The organism is Paenibacillus lignilyticus (assembly GCF_017942085.1).
Classification (GTDB): domain Bacteria; phylum Bacillota; class Bacilli; order Paenibacillales; family Paenibacillaceae; genus Paenibacillus_Z; species Paenibacillus_Z lignilyticus.
Window position 1 is genome coordinate 12,019 of sequence record NZ_JAGKSP010000008.1, and the last position, 18,718, is coordinate 30,736.

Annotated in this window: 17 protein-coding genes; all 17 read right to left on the bottom strand. The window is 36.5% G+C overall.

Annotated features, from left to right (window positions below; genetic code table 11):
• Positions 1-12 precede the first annotated feature (12 nt).
• Entirely contained in the window at positions 13-1,182 is a 1,170-nt protein-coding gene (locus I8J30_RS19020) for a nucleotide sugar dehydrogenase (protein WP_210660773.1), read from the bottom strand.
• A gap of 147 nt (positions 1,183-1,329) precedes the next feature.
• Entirely contained in the window at positions 1,330-2,241 is a 912-nt protein-coding gene (locus I8J30_RS19025) for a glycosyltransferase family protein (RefSeq protein WP_210660775.1), read from the bottom strand.
• Between the two features lie 33 nt (positions 2,242-2,274).
• Positions 2,275-3,642: a flippase gene (locus I8J30_RS19030; protein ID WP_240548194.1), complete on the bottom strand. Its 1,368-nt coding sequence runs from the start codon at positions 3,640-3,642 to the stop codon at positions 2,275-2,277.
• A gap of 60 nt (positions 3,643-3,702) precedes the next feature.
• Positions 3,703-4,884 (bottom strand): glycosyltransferase family 4 protein, encoded by a 1,182-nt coding sequence (locus I8J30_RS19035; protein ID WP_240548195.1) that lies wholly within the window; start codon positions 4,882-4,884, stop codon positions 3,703-3,705.
• Positions 4,885-5,178: 294 nt separating this feature from the next.
• Positions 5,179-6,432, bottom strand: a complete 1,254-nt coding sequence (locus I8J30_RS19040) for a glycosyltransferase (RefSeq protein WP_210660777.1) — start codon at positions 6,430-6,432, stop codon at positions 5,179-5,181.
• Between the two features lie 107 nt (positions 6,433-6,539).
• Positions 6,540-7,667 carry a non-hydrolyzing UDP-N-acetylglucosamine 2-epimerase gene (wecB, locus tag I8J30_RS19045; protein ID WP_210660778.1) on the bottom strand — a complete coding sequence of 376 codons (1,128 nt, stop codon included), beginning with the start codon at positions 7,665-7,667 and terminating at the stop codon, positions 6,540-6,542.
• 2 nt (positions 7,668-7,669) lie between these two features.
• On the bottom strand, positions 7,670-8,779 hold the full coding sequence (locus I8J30_RS19050) for a capsular polysaccharide biosynthesis protein CapF (protein WP_210660780.1): 1,110 nt from the start codon (positions 8,777-8,779) through the stop codon (positions 7,670-7,672).
• Complete coding sequence (locus I8J30_RS19055) at positions 8,776-9,798, bottom strand: polysaccharide biosynthesis protein (RefSeq protein WP_210660782.1); 1,023 nt, start codon at positions 9,796-9,798, stop codon at positions 8,776-8,778. Before I8J30_RS19055 ends, I8J30_RS19050 begins: the two co-directional genes overlap by 4 nt.
• Before the next feature lie 22 nt (positions 9,799-9,820).
• Positions 9,821-11,032: a glycosyltransferase family 4 protein gene (locus I8J30_RS19060; protein WP_210660784.1), complete on the bottom strand. Its 1,212-nt coding sequence runs from the start codon at positions 11,030-11,032 to the stop codon at positions 9,821-9,823.
• A gap of 3 nt (positions 11,033-11,035) precedes the next feature.
• Complete coding sequence (locus I8J30_RS19065) at positions 11,036-11,653, bottom strand: acetyltransferase (protein WP_210660786.1); 618 nt, start codon at positions 11,651-11,653, stop codon at positions 11,036-11,038.
• On the bottom strand, positions 11,650-12,291 hold the full coding sequence (locus tag I8J30_RS19070; protein ID WP_210660789.1) for a sugar transferase: 642 nt from the start codon (positions 12,289-12,291) through the stop codon (positions 11,650-11,652). The genes I8J30_RS19065 and I8J30_RS19070 overlap by 4 nt, the downstream gene beginning before the upstream one ends.
• A 2-nt stretch (positions 12,292-12,293) precedes the next feature.
• Entirely contained in the window at positions 12,294-13,433 is a 1,140-nt protein-coding gene (locus tag I8J30_RS19075; protein WP_210660791.1) for a DegT/DnrJ/EryC1/StrS family aminotransferase, read from the bottom strand.
• 53 nt (positions 13,434-13,486) lie between these two features.
• A complete protein-coding gene (galU, locus tag I8J30_RS19080; RefSeq protein WP_210660793.1) occupies positions 13,487-14,377 on the bottom strand; it encodes a UTP--glucose-1-phosphate uridylyltransferase GalU in 891 nt (296 codons plus the stop codon).
• 185 nt (positions 14,378-14,562) lie between these two features.
• Positions 14,563-15,219 (bottom strand): hypothetical protein, encoded by a 657-nt coding sequence (locus I8J30_RS19085; protein WP_210660795.1) that lies wholly within the window; start codon positions 15,217-15,219, stop codon positions 14,563-14,565.
• A gap of 33 nt (positions 15,220-15,252) precedes the next feature.
• Complete coding sequence (locus tag I8J30_RS19090; RefSeq protein ID WP_210660797.1) at positions 15,253-17,070, bottom strand: polysaccharide biosynthesis protein; 1,818 nt, start codon at positions 17,068-17,070, stop codon at positions 15,253-15,255.
• A 121-nt stretch (positions 17,071-17,191) separates the two neighbouring features.
• Entirely contained in the window at positions 17,192-17,884 is a 693-nt protein-coding gene (locus I8J30_RS19095; protein WP_210660799.1) for a CpsD/CapB family tyrosine-protein kinase, read from the bottom strand.
• Entirely contained in the window at positions 17,865-18,641 is a 777-nt protein-coding gene (locus I8J30_RS19100; protein WP_210660801.1) for a YveK family protein, read from the bottom strand. Before I8J30_RS19100 ends, I8J30_RS19095 begins: the two co-directional genes overlap by 20 nt.
• Between the last annotated feature and the right edge of the window lie 77 nt (positions 18,642-18,718).

The window sequence follows — 18,718 nt, forward strand, 5'->3', positions numbered from 1 at the left end:
TTTGTTCAAATACTAATCTCTAACGAATAGATCCCTTGTGTACACTTTATTCTCTACATCTCTCAAATTTTCTGATTGTCGATTTGCTACAATAACATCTGAAATTGCCTTAAACTCTTCAAAATCATTAACTACTCTAGAATTATAAAAGAACTTATCATCCTGGAGCGCTGGCTCGTAAACAACTACTTCAATACCCTTAGCTTTGATACGCTTCATTACACCTTGAATTGCTGATTGCCTAAAGTTATCTGAATCCATCTTCATGGTAAGTCTATAAATCCCTACAACACTTGGATTTTTCTTAATAATCATTTCAGCAATATGATCTTTTCTCGTTCTGTTTGCTTCAACAATTGCTGTCATAATACTATTAGGAACATCGGCATAATTAGCTAATAACTGCTTTGTATCTTTCGGAAGACAATATCCCCCATAACCAAATGATGGATTATTGTAGTGATCACCAATTCGTGGATCAAGGCCAACTCCATCAATAATCTGTTTTGAATCTAAGCCTCTTACCTCTGCGTATGAATCTAGCTCGTTAAAGAAAGCCACCCTCATCGCAAGGAAAGTGTTGGCAAATAGTTTTATAGCTTCAGCTTCTGTTGAATTCGTAAATAGAACATCAATTTCTTCTTTCTCGGCACCTTCTAAAAGTAAATCAGCAAAAACCCTAGCTCTGTCAGATCGTTCTCCCACCACAATTCTTGAAGGATGCAAGTTATCATATAGCGCTTTTCCTTCCCTTAAGAACTCAGGTGAGAAAATAATATTCTCCGTTTCAAACTTCTCTCTAACCTTTTCTGTATAACCCACCGGAACTGTTGATTTAATGACCATTATTGCTTCTGGATTAATAGATAGTACATTAGCAATAACAGCCTCAACAGTTCTTGTATTAAAGTAGTTTTTCTCCGGATCATAATTTGTTGGAGTTGAAATAATGACATACTCCGCATCTTTAAATGCTTTGTAATTATCAGTAGTCGCGGTTAGGTTTAATTCTTTTTTTGCTAAAAATTCTTCTATTTCTTTATCAAGAATAGGGGATTTTTTATTGTTAATCATATCTACTTTTGATTGAATAACATCAAGAGCAGTCACTTCATTTTTTTGAGCTAATAAGATTGCAATGGATAAACCTACGTAGCCTGTTCCAGCAATAGTGATCTTCATAATTCTTTCCTTCCTTTACCTATAAACTGCTCTTATATACAACTTGTTTGGAAATACATAAATAAATACGATGTTTTATATTAATAAGTTCCTTATCGCAGTAAGCTACCTTTCATAACCTGCAATTGCAACAGAGAATACTTAATTTTACAACCTTATCATTCTTTTAATAAGACGTTTTATTCCAATAACGAAATAGTCAAAATTAGTGCCAAATTTATCTTTAAAAGACTTTACAATTCGATAATCTAAATTGGGATTATCAAATCTACACTTTTGAATACTATCATTGAGAATTGCATCATATTTAGAACTTATTCCACTGTGAGTACCTGTTCCATCAAGTCCAACGTTCCTTATTCTGGAAACTACAGGGTATACTGACAGCATATCTAATTTAGATTGGGTATAACACCATCTAATCGCCCATGAATCTATCTTTCCTTGCATTTGTGCATCTAACATTCCCTCCATATCTCTACCGCCACGATTAAAATTATTTCGCAGCTTCTTATCTTTTTTAAACTGATTATAATCATTTACTTCCCAATCAACTTTATTCCATCTATTACTCCAAGTTGCCCAACCCCAGCTGCATCCTCGATAAGATAAATATATTTCACTTTTGTAATCAGAAGGTATTTTCACATTAAATGTGTATCCGCTAATTGACCATATTTTATTATCATGTTCATAATAATCTAAGGCCTCATTCATATACTCCAGAAAGTCCGAAGAAGAAACAAGATCATCTTCTACTACAATTACTTTTTCATGTAGTTCAATAATTTTGCTTACCCCTAAAATTACAGAGTTTGCAAGCCCATTGTTCGAATCAGCTTTGATAATATTCAGCGACTTGAAAAGTTTTCTTTCTGGAAGAGAATCAATATACTCTCTAACTTGATTCACTTTTTCTATGGCCTTTTCATTTTTGGCTGCATCAGAATATATATATACTTCTGTATTTTTTGCGAGGGAGTTCATTGCTAGTGCTTCAATGGTTCTTTGGGTATGATCTGGCCTTGCGTAAACAAAAATAACAACAGGTGCTAGCACTAAAACAACCTCCGTATAAAATCTATAAGTAGTTTATAATTTGGTACTATTACCGAGCAACTTACTCTTCCTGATAATAGGTAAAGATATAAAGGACCTCAAAATCATCACGGTCGATACTCTTGTATTTTTAAAAAAAGACAACATTATTACATTGGCTGTTATTTGTGCAGCTAATGTTGCTATTGCTGCCCCGTGTGCACCGAAATGCGGTATTAAAATATAATTTAATACAATATTTACAACCAACCCTCCGAAAGTATACACCATTGTATATCTCTGTAGTCCTTCGGAGATTAACCAAATAGATCGAGCAGTACCAAGCATTGCAAATGTCCCTGCCCAGATACTTATAGATAAAATACTAGCAGCATCCGAAAACTCTGCTCCATACAGAACTTTTATAACTGGTTTTGAAATTAGTACTACTAATACACCAAATCCAATACTCAACCAAGTTACTATATTATATAGAAGTTGAATTGATCTAAGATAACTTACTTCATCAACTTTTTTTGTATTTAATATAACTGGTTTAAAAGAGGTTATTATTGCCAAAGGAACAAAGTACCACATTTCAGCAATTCTAACTGCTGCTGAAAAAACACCATTTTCAGCTTTGTCCTGCATCATGGCACCTAACATAACTTGGTCAATTCTCATATAAAGAGTTATCATTAAACCCGATAGTATTAAATACCAACTTTTCGATAGAATGTTTTTTGCGTAACCCATATCAAGCTTCCATTTTGCCGCATCGTGACGAATCTTAAAATAGGCAATTATAAGGGCTAGACCGGTAACAGCACCATCAATAACATAGATCAAAGATAAGTGAAATAAATTACCAGAGAAAATTACAACTATTATCTTCAACAGAGCAGTTAATATGTATACATAAATTCGTATTAACGAAGAGATTTTTGATTTTTGATAGGCTTGAATCCAATACTCAATTACTTCGAAAGATTTCACAACCATTGTAAAGGACATAATAAGTACCAATAAATGCAAATTGCGTTCATTAGGTTCAATTATTTTAATCACTATAGCAGCAATAATAGTTAGTATTATTCCTCCAAACACTCTAAGGAAAAGACTTGTACATAATATTCTTCCTTCGTCATACTCCTTATCTACTATAGTTTTTACTGTTAGTGTTTCTAATCCAAGGGTAGAAAAAGCTGTAAACAAAGTAACAAGTGCAAAAGCATAATTGAATTGTCCAAATAACTCAGGTCCAAAATACCGAGCTATAATTGCAGTAACAAATACCCCAATGAACATATTGATTATTTTTTCAATAACTAACCAGGATGAGTTTTTGAATATTTTATTTGTTAGATTATTAGATAGTAATATCTTAATGACCTTGACATACTGGTTCCTTAGAAGCATCATACGAGTTCCCACTTGTCTGTATAGAATATAAAGTTGTAATGATCAAGTAAGTAATCTATATCAACTTTTCAAGATGGATTTATATATCTCTATTAATGTTGCAGTGTTTTCTTTTATATCGTGAACTTCCAATGCTTGAGCCCTTGCATTTTCAGAAAACTTCAGACACAAATTATCACTACTAAAAATTTCGTTAACATAGTGTGCTAGCATATACGGCGCATCAAACTGGTATAAAAAACCATCCACCTCATGATTTATTCGATTTATTACCCCTCCTACATAAGACGCAATACAAGGCAAACCGAGTATCTTCGCTTCACTTAGGGAGTTGGATTCATTCTCAATGGTTGAGGCAGACACAAATACATTCGATTTCAAAAATCTTTGACACATTTGCCCCTCATCAAGTAATCCGGTAAATATAACGTGCCCTTGCAAATTATATTTATTTATAAGTTTCTTAATATATAATCCATAAGAAGAGATCTTGAGCTTATCTACTAAAGTATCATATTTAGTAATATCTGGACCTGCGATATAGAGTTTAACGTCAGGAAACTTTTTCAAAATAATTGGTAGTGCTTCAATCATAAAATGTAGACCTTTTAATGGATATGAACCTTGACTAATAAAAATGGAATGCCTCTCACAATGATTTATATCCCAACTATGTTTATAAAACTCACTTCTTAAAGTTTCATTACAATGGTAGTATTTAATATCTGAGTTTATTTGCAAAGTACATGCCTTATCCCAAGTAGTACGACCTATAACATGCTTAACCTTCTGTAAGGCTTCAATTTCATATTTACCACGAATATAAATTTTTTGTTGCTGCTTCTTTAAATTATCTCGTTTAATGAGATCTCTGAATGTGAAGCTACGTTGTACCTTTAAGGGCAGCAAGGCCATGTAATGTCGTGAAATCACTGATACAAGTCCTTGAATCGATATTATTGAATTTATACCAAGCTTTTTACAGATATTTACCATAGCAAGAGAATGTAAATATTCCGTTCCAAATATATGAACAATATCCGGTTTAACTTCCTGTATTATTTTCTCAAGATTCTTATTGTCAATTATTAAATTTGCTTGTGTTTCTTTTACTGGGCTAAACGCATAAAAATTAATTTTCGAGCCTTGTATCTCCCTAATATCATTCAATCCTTTTTTAGGGAATGCAATTGAGAGTTGTATTCCGTCAAGATTTGATAAAGCATCTGATGTATTAACCAACCATCCTCCAAAAGGAGTAGAATTCCCCCCCAAAATCCTACTAGCTTCTGGTAATGGAATGTTAGTAAGCCATAGTATATTAATGTTAATTCCCCTTTCTCATTTAAGTATTACTCTGTTAGTTCCATTTTATTTACTAATAACCCCATTATTTATAATAAATCCCGTTTTTATATAAACAACTCTCCATCTAGATTTACTTTTCTCAAATAAAGTTTGCTCGTCAATCCGCATTATGATTATAGCAACTTCACTATAGTGTGAATTTATGCAAATGGTATCAAGGTTTTTTAGCTACTGATTCTTAAGTTTTACTACATTTGAATTGGATACCAATTCAAGTATGCGTTTTGCTTGTTTATTATAATTTTTCTCTTTCAACACATATTCTCTAGCCCTCATACCAAACTCAAATAATTCGAGGTGAGGTAAACTGCAAACTTCAACAATTTTTTTAGTAATATCCTCGTCACTATCTCCATCCACTGTAAATAAGTAATTAAAATAATCATGAGGCATACCAGGAAGTTTTTTCACAATGGTTGGAGTACCCGACAATAGATACTCCATAACTTTTGATGGAAATGAATACTTTGTAAATTCGCCCTCATTACTTCTCGGGTTAATTAGAACTGTTGCTTTTCGTTGTAGTTCTATTGCTTCATTACGTGTCACTTGACCATAAAACTTTATTCGTGAATCAACTTGGGCAACTTTAATTATATCTTCTTCAGCTTCTCCTGCTCCACAAATCCATAACCTGTAACTGTTATCTATATCTTTAATCATTGAAAAAGCATTTAATAAATTCATAATTCCATATAACTTATTTAATGTGCCTGTATAGAGAACAATTTTCTTGTTAACGTCTTTTTCAAAATTTATACTTTCTGACACTATGTCTTTGGAATCAACCACGCCTTCCATTTCAATCCACGGTCGATTACCAACGCCCACTGGCCCTTCCATATAACGAGTGAGTAATACAAAAGAATCAACATACTTAAGATATGCATCCATTACAGTTCTATCGATTCCTTTTAAAACATTAAATATCTTGCTATTTGCTGAAGTAAGATTCATAAATTCGGGTAAATCAGGTACTACAAGACAAATATGTATATCCGGATTTTTACGCTTTGCCATTGCTGCCGCATAAATGAATGGTGTATGCATACTGTAAATTATTATAGTTTTTTTGTTATTTAAATTACTCTTCCCCCATTTTATTGCTTGCTTCGCAATCGCCTTCCCCTTCCATAAATGCTTAATAAGGGGGAGATTGAGGAACCCAATATCTTTATCAGTGGCCTCTAAAATATGGCTCCAGTTTCTTGATTTCAAATAGAAATCAGAGTAGTGACGAGGGTAGGCTCCAACAAACATAGCGTTGAGAATGCTTACGGGACTTTCACTATTAGCATCAAGTCCATGAATTAAATTCCATTGCAATACATTTGCTGCAAATTGTACAACTCCATTGGATTTACGTAGTATCTCTTTTTGCTGCCCTTCTGAAAAAACCCCACCTATAAATAATATATCCATTGATAACCTCGTAACTTTGATTTATAGAGTCTCATAATAATAATTCGTTGTAATAACTCTCCGCATTTCCATTTCCTTCTATTAATTCAACAAACCGAACTGAATTATTAATATTTCTCCCATACAACTCGATCAACATAGTTTGTATAAGACAATATAATCCTTAGCACTTTCTCCGAAACATTAGGCATACTGTAATCACCAACGAGCCTCAAAGTACCCTTCTCTTGTGTCTCCAAAACCTCTAATCCTTGCAGAATTCTCTCTTTCTTTAACCCCACCATCATAACAGCAGCTTCTTCCATTGCTTCGGGTCTTTCATGAGCTTGCCTAATATTAAGTGCTCTAAATCCAAGGATTGAAGATTCTTCACTAATTGTTCCACTATCGCTAAGAACAGCTTTTGCCTGAATTTGAAGTTTTACATAATCATTAAAACCTAGAGGTTTCATTATTTTCACCAATGGATTAAACTCTATCCCTTTAGCATTGATCATATTTCTTGTCCTAGGGTGTGTGCTAATAATAATAGGCAAATTATACTTTTCTGCTACTTCATTTAAACTATCCACTAAGTCAAGGAAATTCACTTCTGAACTAATATTTTCTTCTCTATGGGCTGAAACCACAAAATATTTACCTACTTCAAGGTCCAGTCTGTCTAATACATCCGAACTCTCAATATCATCTCTTCTTGAATTTATTACTTCAAACATCGGGCTGCCTGTTTTAATTATTCGGTCAGCTGGTAGACCTTCTCTTAACAGATACTCTCTTGCAATATCGCTATAAGTTAAGTTTATGTCCGCTATATGATCGACAATCTTTCTATTCGTTTCTTCCGGAACTCTTTGATCAAAGCACCTATTCCCTGCTTCCATATGGAAGATTGGAATTTGTCTTCTCTTAGCAGCAATGGCACATAAACAACTATTTGTATCCCCGAGAATTAAAATTGCATCCGGTTGAACTTCATCTAATATCGGATCAATTTTAATCAGGATATTTCCTACTGTTTCAACCGCTGTTCCTGTAGCAGCGTTCAAGAAGTAATCCGGTTTTTTCAAATTAAAATCTTTAAAAAACACTTCATTGAGCTCATAATCATAATTTTGACCTGTATGAACAACGATATGTTCGATTGCGTTAGATTCTTCTAATTTATTCATTACAGCTGACAGTCTTATAATCTCTGGTCTTGTACCTACGACTGTCATAACTTTTAATTTGTTCACTCTTATACCTCCAAATAATATGTATCCGGCTTTTCAGGATCAAAGTGCTCATTGGCCCACATAATTGTAACCATATCGCTGCTACCTAAGTTCTCAATATTATGTGTATAGCCTGTAGGTATATCTACAACTTCCAGTTTATCGCCACTGACATAGTAATTAATGATTTCATCTGAATCAATCTTCCTGAAACGGATAACTCCGGTACCACTGACAACCAGAAACTTTTCATTCTTAGTATGATGCCAGTGATTTCCTTTAGTTATCCCAGGCTTCGATATATTTACGGAAACTTGCCCTCTATCCGGTGTCTTAATAAATTCTGTAAAGGATCCTCTGTGATCAACATTCATCTTCAGATCATAGCTAAATTGTTCTTCCGGCAAATAACTCAAATAGGTGCTATACAATTTCTTTGTAAACTCATCCGACATATTAGGAATTGAACGCTCTTCACGGCTGCTCTTAAACGAATAAATTAATCGAACGATCTCTCCAAGAGTAGTGGAGTGCACAACCGGTACCTCACAATACTCACCTACGGAGTTTTCAATACCATGTAATGCATTAATCATTTCGTTTAATACATCATCTACGTACACTAAATTCATTTTAACACTTGGATCATTTACTGTAATTGGTAACTCCTGAGCAATATTGTGACAGAATGTTGCTACCGCACTATTATAGTTAGGTCTGCACCACTTCCCAAACACATTCGGAAAGCGATAAATAAGTATTTTTGCTCCAGCAACGCTCTTATAATCAAAGAGTAGGTTTTCTACTGCTTTTTTACTTCTGCCATATGGATTGTCTAAATCAGCTTGAATAGATGATGAAATCATAACCGGGCATGTATTTTGATATTTCTGTAGAGTAGCAAGTAATTTAGATGTAAATCCAAAATTACCTTCCATAAACTCATTCTCATCTTTCGGCCTATTTATACCCGCTAGGTGAAAGACGAAGTTAGCTTCTCTGCAATATTCATCTAGTAATGAAGGATCGGAATCCCTGCTATATTCATAGATATCTGTATATTTTCTGTTCTTTAGCTCTGCAATAAGATTCTTTCCAATAAATCCATTCGCCCCAGTAATTAATATCTTCACGCTCTATTCCAGCCCTTCAGTTCTTCTCGAACGTAATCAAGCATTAATAGCCTATCTTTAATTTGCTCAATATCCAATCTTAATGTGTTATGAGAGTTATACTCTTCTTCGGAGGACAATTGTTGATCTCCCTCCACAAAATACTTATCGTAGTTCAGGTCTCTCTTATCAGCCGGAACTCTATAGAATCCACCTAAATCTTGAGACACAATGTGCTCTTCCCGAGTGAGCAATGTTTCATATACTTTCTCACCATGCCGAGTACCAATGATCTTTATTTCATTGTCTGCATGGAATAATTCCTTAATTGCTTGAGCTAGATCTCCTATAGTCGATGCCGGCGCTTTTTGCACCATAATATCGCCTGCCTCAGCATTTTCGAAAGCAAAGACAACGAGTTCCACTGCCTCTTCAAGACTCATTAAGAATCTTGTCATATTGGGATCTGTTACAGTTAACGGTTTTCCACTTTTGATTTGATCTATAAATAGTGGAATTACGGAACCCCTTGAAGCCATCACATTCCCATAACGTGTCCCGCAAATCAGAGTCCTCTCTGGATCTACCGTTTTGGCCTTAGCCACAAACACTTTCTCCATCATAGCTTTAGAGATACCCATTGCGTTAATAGGATACGCTGCTTTGTCAGTAGATAAACAAATTACCTTTTTCACTCCACTTTCAATAGCACCTGTAATAACGTTATCCGTTCCAATTACATTGGTCTTCACGGCTTCTAAAGGGAAAAACTCGCAAGATGGAACTTGTTTAAGTGCAGCCGCATGGAAGATATAATCCACTCCATGCATAGCGTTTTTGACACTTCCCAGATCTCTTACATCACCAATGTAAAATTTAAGCTTCTCATTATTATAAAGTTTACGCATGTCCTCTTGTTTCTTCTCATCTCGAGAGAATATACGTATTTCTTTAATATCTGTATCTAAGAATCTTTTCATAACTGCATTCCCAAAAGATCCTGTACCACCCGTGATTAATAACGTCTTATTATTAAACATTTTTCAAACCTCTCTCACTTTTTCATTTAAAGTGCTTTATTATAATTTCATACGAGTGCTTCGCAGTATAATTATTTTCTAGATAACTCCTTGCATTCTTTCCAAATTGCTCTCTTAGTTTCTCATCACAAAGTAGTTGTATGCATTGATTAAATCCTTGTATATTTCCGCTCTCAGACCAATAGCCAAATTGACCACCCTCTATTACTTTGCCAATATCGGTATTAATATCAGTAGCAGCTATTACAGGCTTTGAAGCTTGCATATATGAAAGAAGTCTTGAAGGAAAGTTAGGTATTGTAAATCGTTTATCAAGAAAAATAAGCCCTACGTCGCATGCATTTGCTAACATTTCATAATCGTTCTTAGGTAAATGTTCAAATAACTGAGCGTTCTTGGGTTGTTCTTTCTCAAAGTAATTTTTCACTTTATTGAATTCTGTTCCTGCCCCTACAATAATAAAATACGCTTGGTCATTTGCTTTATTTGCATCTAAACATTCAATTAGGAAATCAATACCTTGTGGTTTACCAAGATTACCTCCGTATATAAATACAGTTCTATCAGAAGGTATTTTATATTTTTCTTTAACTAAGTCTATCATCTGCTTCTCACTTATGATTTGCAATGGATCAATACTATTAGGGCAAACCTCTACAGTTTTATGGGGGATCGTAGGATTATTATTCAGTAAAAAATCCACATTAGCTTGGGACATACATCCAATGTAATCCGAAAGTGCATACAACTTTTTTTCTTTTTCTCTAAAATAATTATGGATTATACCTTTAAACCCATTTTTACTTAAAATACCTAAATCTACAGCGTTTTGCGGGAATATATCCTTCAGTAATAAGTACGTTTTAGCATTGTCTCTTTTCTTCACATAATCCACCGCTTTTTGCAGTGTTATTGGTGGTGTTGAATAAATTACAAGATCAAACTTAATATTAGAAAAATATTCTTTAATCCCCTTTTTGAATTTAGCTTCTAATGTAAGAGTCGAAATCCCCTTCTCAATCATATTTGTTTTTTGAGTGTTACCAATCTGTAATTTCAATATTTTATTTTTCTCATTAGCTATTAATCTTGTAGGTTGTTTCTTCCCCTTCTCCGTGGGAGAGATAATACACACTGTATGGTTATCCCTTAAGAATTCCCGCATTAAATCTGTATATATACCCTTTTCATTAAGTGTGGAGAAATCTAAAAGGGTTAAAAAAAGTATATTCATTCTCTATACTCTCCTCGCCGGAACTCCTACATATGTTCCAGTTTCGGTCAGGTCCTTAATCACAACTGTTCCAGCCCCCACTTTGCAATCTTGAGTAATATTTACGTTATTACTTACTGCACTTCCAATACCTAACCAGCTGCCTTTTCCTATTGTTACTGTACCTGCTAAATTTGCCCCAGGGGAAATATGAACATAATCCCCAATTAAATTATCATGATCTATTGTGGCACTTGTATTAACTATGCAGCCTTTTCCAACTGTTGTGTAGCAGTTAATCACTACTCCAGCCATGACTATTGTTCCTGAGGCTAATTTAACTTGTTCCCCGATAACAGCACTAGGGTGAATTAATACGGGTATACTCGCACCCTCAAGCTCTAGCTGATCTTGAATTTTCTCTCGAATTGCATTATTGCCTATTCCCACAAATACGTCATATTGTTCTAAATATCTACTGGCATCATTTGATAGCCCAATTATCTCTAAATTAAAAGGAGGAATGATACTTTCATCACTGTCCAAGAAAGCAATACTCTTCCATGTCTTCATTTTCAATGCAGTGTCAGCGACAACCTTTCCATGTCCACTAGCACCAATTATAAGAAGTTTATCTTTCATAGCACTATTCGTTCCTCCGAACTTCCCTTAAAGGGTTCCATCGTTGCAGTAGTCTCCGAGGTAATACCCTCTCTGGCAAAAACTTTCTTAATGGTTAAGAATATAATTCTCCAATCATTAATAAAACTTACATTGTCTACATATTCCACATCAAGATTGAATCTATCTTCCCAACTAATAGCATTTCTTCCGTTAACCTGTGCCAGCCCTGATAATCCAGGACGAACTTTATGTCGAAGTTTTTGATGTTCATTATAAAGAGACAAATAATCTACCAATAGCGGTCTTGGACCAACTATTGACATATCTCCTCTTAAAATATTGAACAACTCCGGCAATTCATCAAGTGATGTAGAGCGCAGAAACTTTCCAAACTCCGTTAGTCGAATGCTATCCGCCAGTAACTTTCCATTCACATCTTTTTCATCAGTCATAGTCCTAAACTTATACATTGTAAATACTCTTTCATTCAGCCCCGGACGCTTCTGCTTGAAAATAACCGGACTTCCTAATTTACTTCTTACAAGCAAGGCGACAACTAAAAGCACCGGAATAAGAAATATAATTGCGGTTAAAGATACTATAAAATCCATAGGTCTTTTTATAAATCGTCTATAACAACCACCCTTAGAATCCATTGCTATTCCACCCATAGTTTTTTAATAATCTGGACTACTCTATTCAAGTCTTCGTCCGTCATCTTTGTATCAGAGGGCAAACAGACACCATTCTCAAATAACTTTTCCGACACACCTGTTCCCACGAAATCGTACTTCTCAAAAAACGGTTGTAAATGCATCGGCTTCCACACCGGTCTTGCTTCAATGTTGTCAGCATCCAAGGCTTCCATAACATCAATTGGTCGAACTTTCCCTTTTAAAGTGATGCAACTTAACCAATAATTAGGTTCATTCCACTCATTAATTGGCATTAAATTAATACCTTCAAGAGCACCTAACTCTTTTTTATAAAAATCAAATATGTATTTCTTCTTATCCACCCTTTGATCTAATACCTTAAGTTGCCCCCTGCCTATTCCCGCAAGAACATTGCTCATTCGATAATTAAACCCCAACTCGCTATGTTGATAATGCCTTGCCTGATCTCTACTTTGCGTAGACCAAAATTTAACCTTTGCAATTCGCTCCTCACTATTAGAAACAAGCATTCCACCACTTGATGTGGTAATGATCTTGTTTCCATTAAACGAAAAGACTCCATATTGTCCAAAGGTACCTGTATGTTTTCCTTTGTAATAAGCCCCTAAACTTTCCGCAGCATCCTCAATTACTACAACATTATGTTTATCGCAAATTGCCATAATCTTATCCATATCTGCTGACATTCCATACAGATGAACAACTATAACCGCTTTTACATCCGGGTGCTTATTAAAAGCCTCTTCTAATGCTTTAGGGCACATATTCCAAGTTTCATAATTACTATCAATAAATACAGGAGTTGCATTTTGATAGATAATTGGATTAGCCGTTGCAGAAAAGGTCAATGTTGTACAGAAGACAATATCCCCTTCTCCTACTCCTGCAGCTTTAAGCGCGAGGTGAATTGCACCCGTTCCAGAGGAAAGTGCTGCTGCTGCTTTCGATCCAACTTTAATAGCAAGTTCTCTTTCAAATTCATTAACGTTTTCTCCGAGAGGCGCTATCCAATTTGTTTTAAATGCTTCTTCTACGTATTGCATTTCATAGCCCTCATCACTCATATGTGGCGATGAGAGATAGATTTTATTTTTAGTCAGTTTTTCGGACTGAATTAACATTCTCTATCTTCCTCCATCGGTATATCTCATTGTATTTTGCTCTACTGTCTACTTTAATTACTACTTAATTTATAGCCCCGTTGATCAACAATACTTTGAAAGTACTTCATCAATTCATCTTTTAAATCTTCTCGTTGCAGAGCAAATTCCACATTAGTCTTAATAAAGCCTAATTTCTCACCTACATCATACCTAACACCGTCGAACTCATAGGCATAAACAGCCTCATATCGGTTCAACTCTGCTATTGCATCTGTAAGTTGAATTTCTCCCCCTGCACCTGGTTTTTGTTCATCCAATAGTTCAAAAATCTTCGGATTAAGAATATAGCGTCCCATTATTGCTAAATTAGATGGTGCTTCCTCTTGTTTAGGTTTCTCAATCAAACTACTCACACTGAAAATTCGATTGTCTATTTGCTTCCCATCGATAATTCCATATCTAGAAACTTCTTGCTCTGAGACACGCTGCACCCCTATTACCGAAGCTCTATATCGATTATATCGTTCAATCATTTGCTTCAAACACGGTGTTTCTGCCTGAACAATATCATCACCTAATAAGACAGCAAATGGTTCATTACCAATAAATTTACGAGCACACCAAATGGCATGTCCTAAACCTCTTGCTTCTTTTTGGCGGATATAATGAATATCTACCATATTGGAGGACTTTTGAACTTCATTTAGAAGTTCAATCTTCCCTTTTTCCAGAAGATTTTGTTCCAGTTCATAAGAATTATCAAAGTGGTCCTCAATTGCCCTTTTACCTTTGCCTGTTACAATAATAATATCTTCAATTCCTGATTCTATAGCTTCTTCCACAATATATTGAATGGTCGGTTTATCAACAATGGGTAGCATTTCTTTGGGCATTGCCTTTGTAGCTGGCAGAAATCTAGTTCCTAGTCCAGCTGCTGGTATAATTGCTTTTCGAACTTTCATTATGCTGCCCCCTCTACAATTAACATCTATTTTGAGCAAGCGATTGCTTTTATTTACAAATAAGGTTGCAATTATATACTTCCCCATCATTAGGCTCTATCTATAGAACAAAAGCTTTCGTGTATCGCTGATTAGTTAGTACGATCAGCTGCACACGAAAGCGTAAATTCCATGTTTCACACATCTTAGTTATTCAAAGTTTCTTCCTTGACCACTTCATCATGTGTTTTACCTTGGCTAACACCGTACTTCTTAGCAATCTGAGAAAGTTCATTATACTGTTCAGGGCTAACTTCATTTAGAACAATTTTGCGAGCTTCTCTTTTTTCTTCGATACTTAGGCCACCGCTTGCCAGTTGCTGTAATTTCTTCATATCCTTTAAACTTAGTTTACTAAGGAGAATCGAGGTCACTGAGGCCTTGTCCTTTATTGAGACTGATTCCTTTATGTTTTTAGCTTTTTCAACTGATACTTCAGAGGAGTATTCGTTAATACGTTCAACACTCGTATTAGTTTTCTCATTACTTGAAGTAGGATTAACTTCTTGGTTAACTGTATCCTGGGTATCAGTTGTGTCAGAAGAACCTTTTGTCGTTTCTTTCTTAGGTGGTACATTGTTATTTGTGTTTACCTGTTGTTGCTCATTATCGGTAACATTGTTGCTTTTAGGGTCAACTATTATTGTCTCATCAGAAGTATCAATTGTAAGATCTGGTTCTAGACTGGCAGACAAAGATCCAATGACTTTATTTACAGCGTAGTTAGCTGTAAATACACCAGCAATTCCAAGTACGACAACAATCGATGCAATCCACAATGTAACCTTTTTCCATCTCTTCATTTTGCGCACCTCACATACACAATTCATCTCTTGTTAAGAAACATCTTTAAATAACGGCACGATGTACTCAATGACATTCCGAATATCGTCCTTCTCACCATTAATTGCACGTTCCAAGCGCTTGAACTGAAGCTCTAGCTCCACTTGATTAATCCCTACCGGTTTTCCGATAAATATCCGATTATGCTTCGTCTTCGCAATTGCTTCTTCATTTAGTAGAAGCTCCTCATACAGCTTCTCACCTGCACGAATTCCGGTAAATTCTATTGGTATTTCGGTATACGGCTCAAACCCGGACAATCGAATGATATCCTCTGCAAGTTCTACAATCTTGACAGGTTGTCCCATATCCAGCACGAAGATTTCACCACCAGCTGCAAATGCTCCTGCTTGAATGACTAGCTGCACAGCCTCAGGAATGGTCATGAAGTAACGTACCATCTCCGGATGCGTGACGGTCACTGGACCCCCGGCTGCAATTTGCTCTTTAAACCTTGGTATAACACTGCCTCTGCTGCCGAGCACATTACCAAAGCGGACAGCAACATATTTGGTATGGCTTATCTGATCCAGCATTTGTATGTACATCTCAGCAATCCGTTTGGTTGCACCCATTATGCTCGATGGATTAACTGCCTTATCAGATGAAATGAGAACGAATCTCTCAACCTCGTAACGATTAGCAGCATCAGCCACATTTTTGGTACCAAATACATTATTCTTAACTGCCTCTGCAGGATTGCGCTCCATTAATGGAACATGCTTATGTGCTGCTGCATGGAAGACGACCTGCGGTTTATGCTCGCGGAATACATCATCTATACGTGAACGATCTTGAATGTCTGCAATGATGGTTTCGAGCTTGAGATCTGGAAAGCGTCTGCGCAGTTCCATCTCTATTGTATAGATACTATTCTCTCCATGCCCTAATAGCATCAATGTCTTGGGTCTGAAAGTCGTAATTTGTCGGCATAACTCAGAACCTATTGATCCCCCCGCGCCAGTCACTAGAACAACCTTGTTCTCTACATAGTCGGCAATCCCTTTCAGATCTGGCAAGATTGGATCGCGTCCTAGCAGGTCTTCCAGATCAATGTCTCTCATTGCGCTAACCGATACCTTGCCGGCGATTAGGTCATTCAACGCAGGTATGATCTTCACCTTAGCACCGGATACCCTGCATATTGAAATGATTTCGGTCAGTTCCGTCTTTCCAGCAGATGGAATGGCGATAATGATTTCATTAATCTTATGCCTTCTCACAATCGCCTCAATTGCGTAGCGATCGCCCAGAACGGGTATACCTAATATACGTTGCAATAATTTCTTCTTATCATCATCAATAAAGCCAACCACGTATAATTCAGCATTGGCATTACTTTTAATTTCTTTAGCAATGATGGCACCACAGTCTCCGGCTCCAATAATCAGAACCCTGGACTTATTAGTAGCTGTATTTTTACTGTCCACGATCATTCTCCATATGAAGCGGATGCCCCCCATAATCAATAGCATCGTTTCCATTGTACGGACTGCAACGGGTAAAGGAACATTTTCATCCATGAAGATGCTTGTCAGTCCATAGGAGATTACCCAACCCAGAATAACCGCTCTGAGCAGAGAAACAAGCTCTCCGATACTGGCATATCTCCATAATCGTTGGTACATCTTGAAGTACACCATTGTCGTGTTGGATATAGCTGCTGTTACTAAAGCGTAAACTAGCATTTGCAATACAGACTCAGTTGGTATGTTCCCTTCATATCGGAATAGATATGATGTTCCAACGCTGAAGAAAACTATCAATGAATCAATTCCCATTAAAATTAAAGAACGCTTCCTGTACAGCATTGGACTTCCTCCATGTTCTCATTATAAACATCCGGCTATTATGCCCTTAATTGGTAGTATTAGACAAATGCTCTCAGATATAATAATAGAACTTTTTAACTAGTACCACAATACTTTAGAACTATTTTTCTGTTTCGCTATAGTAATAATAGTAGTACCCATCACTGTTCTTCTGTTCGATGTTCTTCAGTACGACACCTAATATTCTGGCTTTGACATGAGTAAGCTGCTGCTTCGCTTTGATCACCGCGTCGCGTTTGACCTTACCGGATTCAATGACAAGCAATACCCCATCACACTTGGTTGAAATTAGCTGTGCATCTGTCACTGCTAATGTTGGCGGCGTATCAATTAACACAATGTCAAATTTGGTCCGCAGCTCTTCAATTAGCGCACTCATACGTTGAGACGCAACCATCTCGGAGGGATTAGGTGGTACGGGACCGGAAGGAATGATATATAAATTTGGGATGTCCGTAGGATGAACCGCCTCATCCAGATCGCACTGACGAGACAGCAAGGAAGATAAACCATTACGATTACTTATCCCAAATGTGTGATGCATCGTCGGCTTCCGCATATCGGAATCGATGAGAACAACCTTCTTATTCGCTTGGGCATAAACTACGGCAAGATTGGCGATTGTCGTTGATTTACCTTCTCCCGGAGAAGCAGAAGTGCCCATGACGACTTGAATGTGATCATCCACAGAGGAGAAATCGATATTCGTCCGCATCGCACGATAGGCTTCCGAAATTGGTGACTTTGGTTCGTAATAGGTAATCAGATATCTGCTATTTCCCAACTTGGACATTCGAAATCTCACCTCCTGATTTCACTCTAGCTGTCTTAATCGCTTCCTCACGGTTCGCATGTTCATTCTTCACTTTGGCGATTTGGCCCATTGTTGGCAGTTCCAAGTATCGCAATACATCGGCCTCAGTCTTAATCGTGTCATCTAAATACTCAAGTAAGAAGGCAATCCCCGCAGCTGCCATAAGGGATACAACGAAAGCTAAGATCACATTGAGCGCAAATTTGTTATTAACCGGAACCGGCTCTTTGCTTGGATTCAAATTTGCTAAGTTCAATATAGTGACGTTCTGCACGTTGAAGATTGTCGGAATTTGTTCTTTAAACACCTGCGTCACCGCATTCACAACCTCAGCTGCTCTCTCATAAGAAAGATCCTGAACAGCCATCGTCATGACCTGCGTGTTGTTGACGGAGCTTACCTTTACTTTCCTAATCAAATCATCCACGCTCATGCCGAACTCCGGATGCTGGTTGGACACAAGCTCCATGATTGCCGGTGTCTTGATAACTTCCTTGTAGGTATCAATCAAACGAAGATTGGCATTCACTTCATTCAAATCCAGGTCGTTCGTGGAAGCGCCTGCCGCAGCTGTACGATTGACGACAATCTTCGTTGTCGCTTGATAGACCGGTTCTATCATGAAGTAACTATATAAGCCCGCTGCCATAGAGCAGATTACCACGATGGCAACGATCATCCATTTCCGTTTGGTAATAATCCGTATATAGTCACGGAGTTCTAACTCGATCTGCACATCATATCCCTCGCATTTTCATCAGTGAAATTTTGGATTAATCTGGGTGAATTTCCTTCAATAAAGCAATATACATC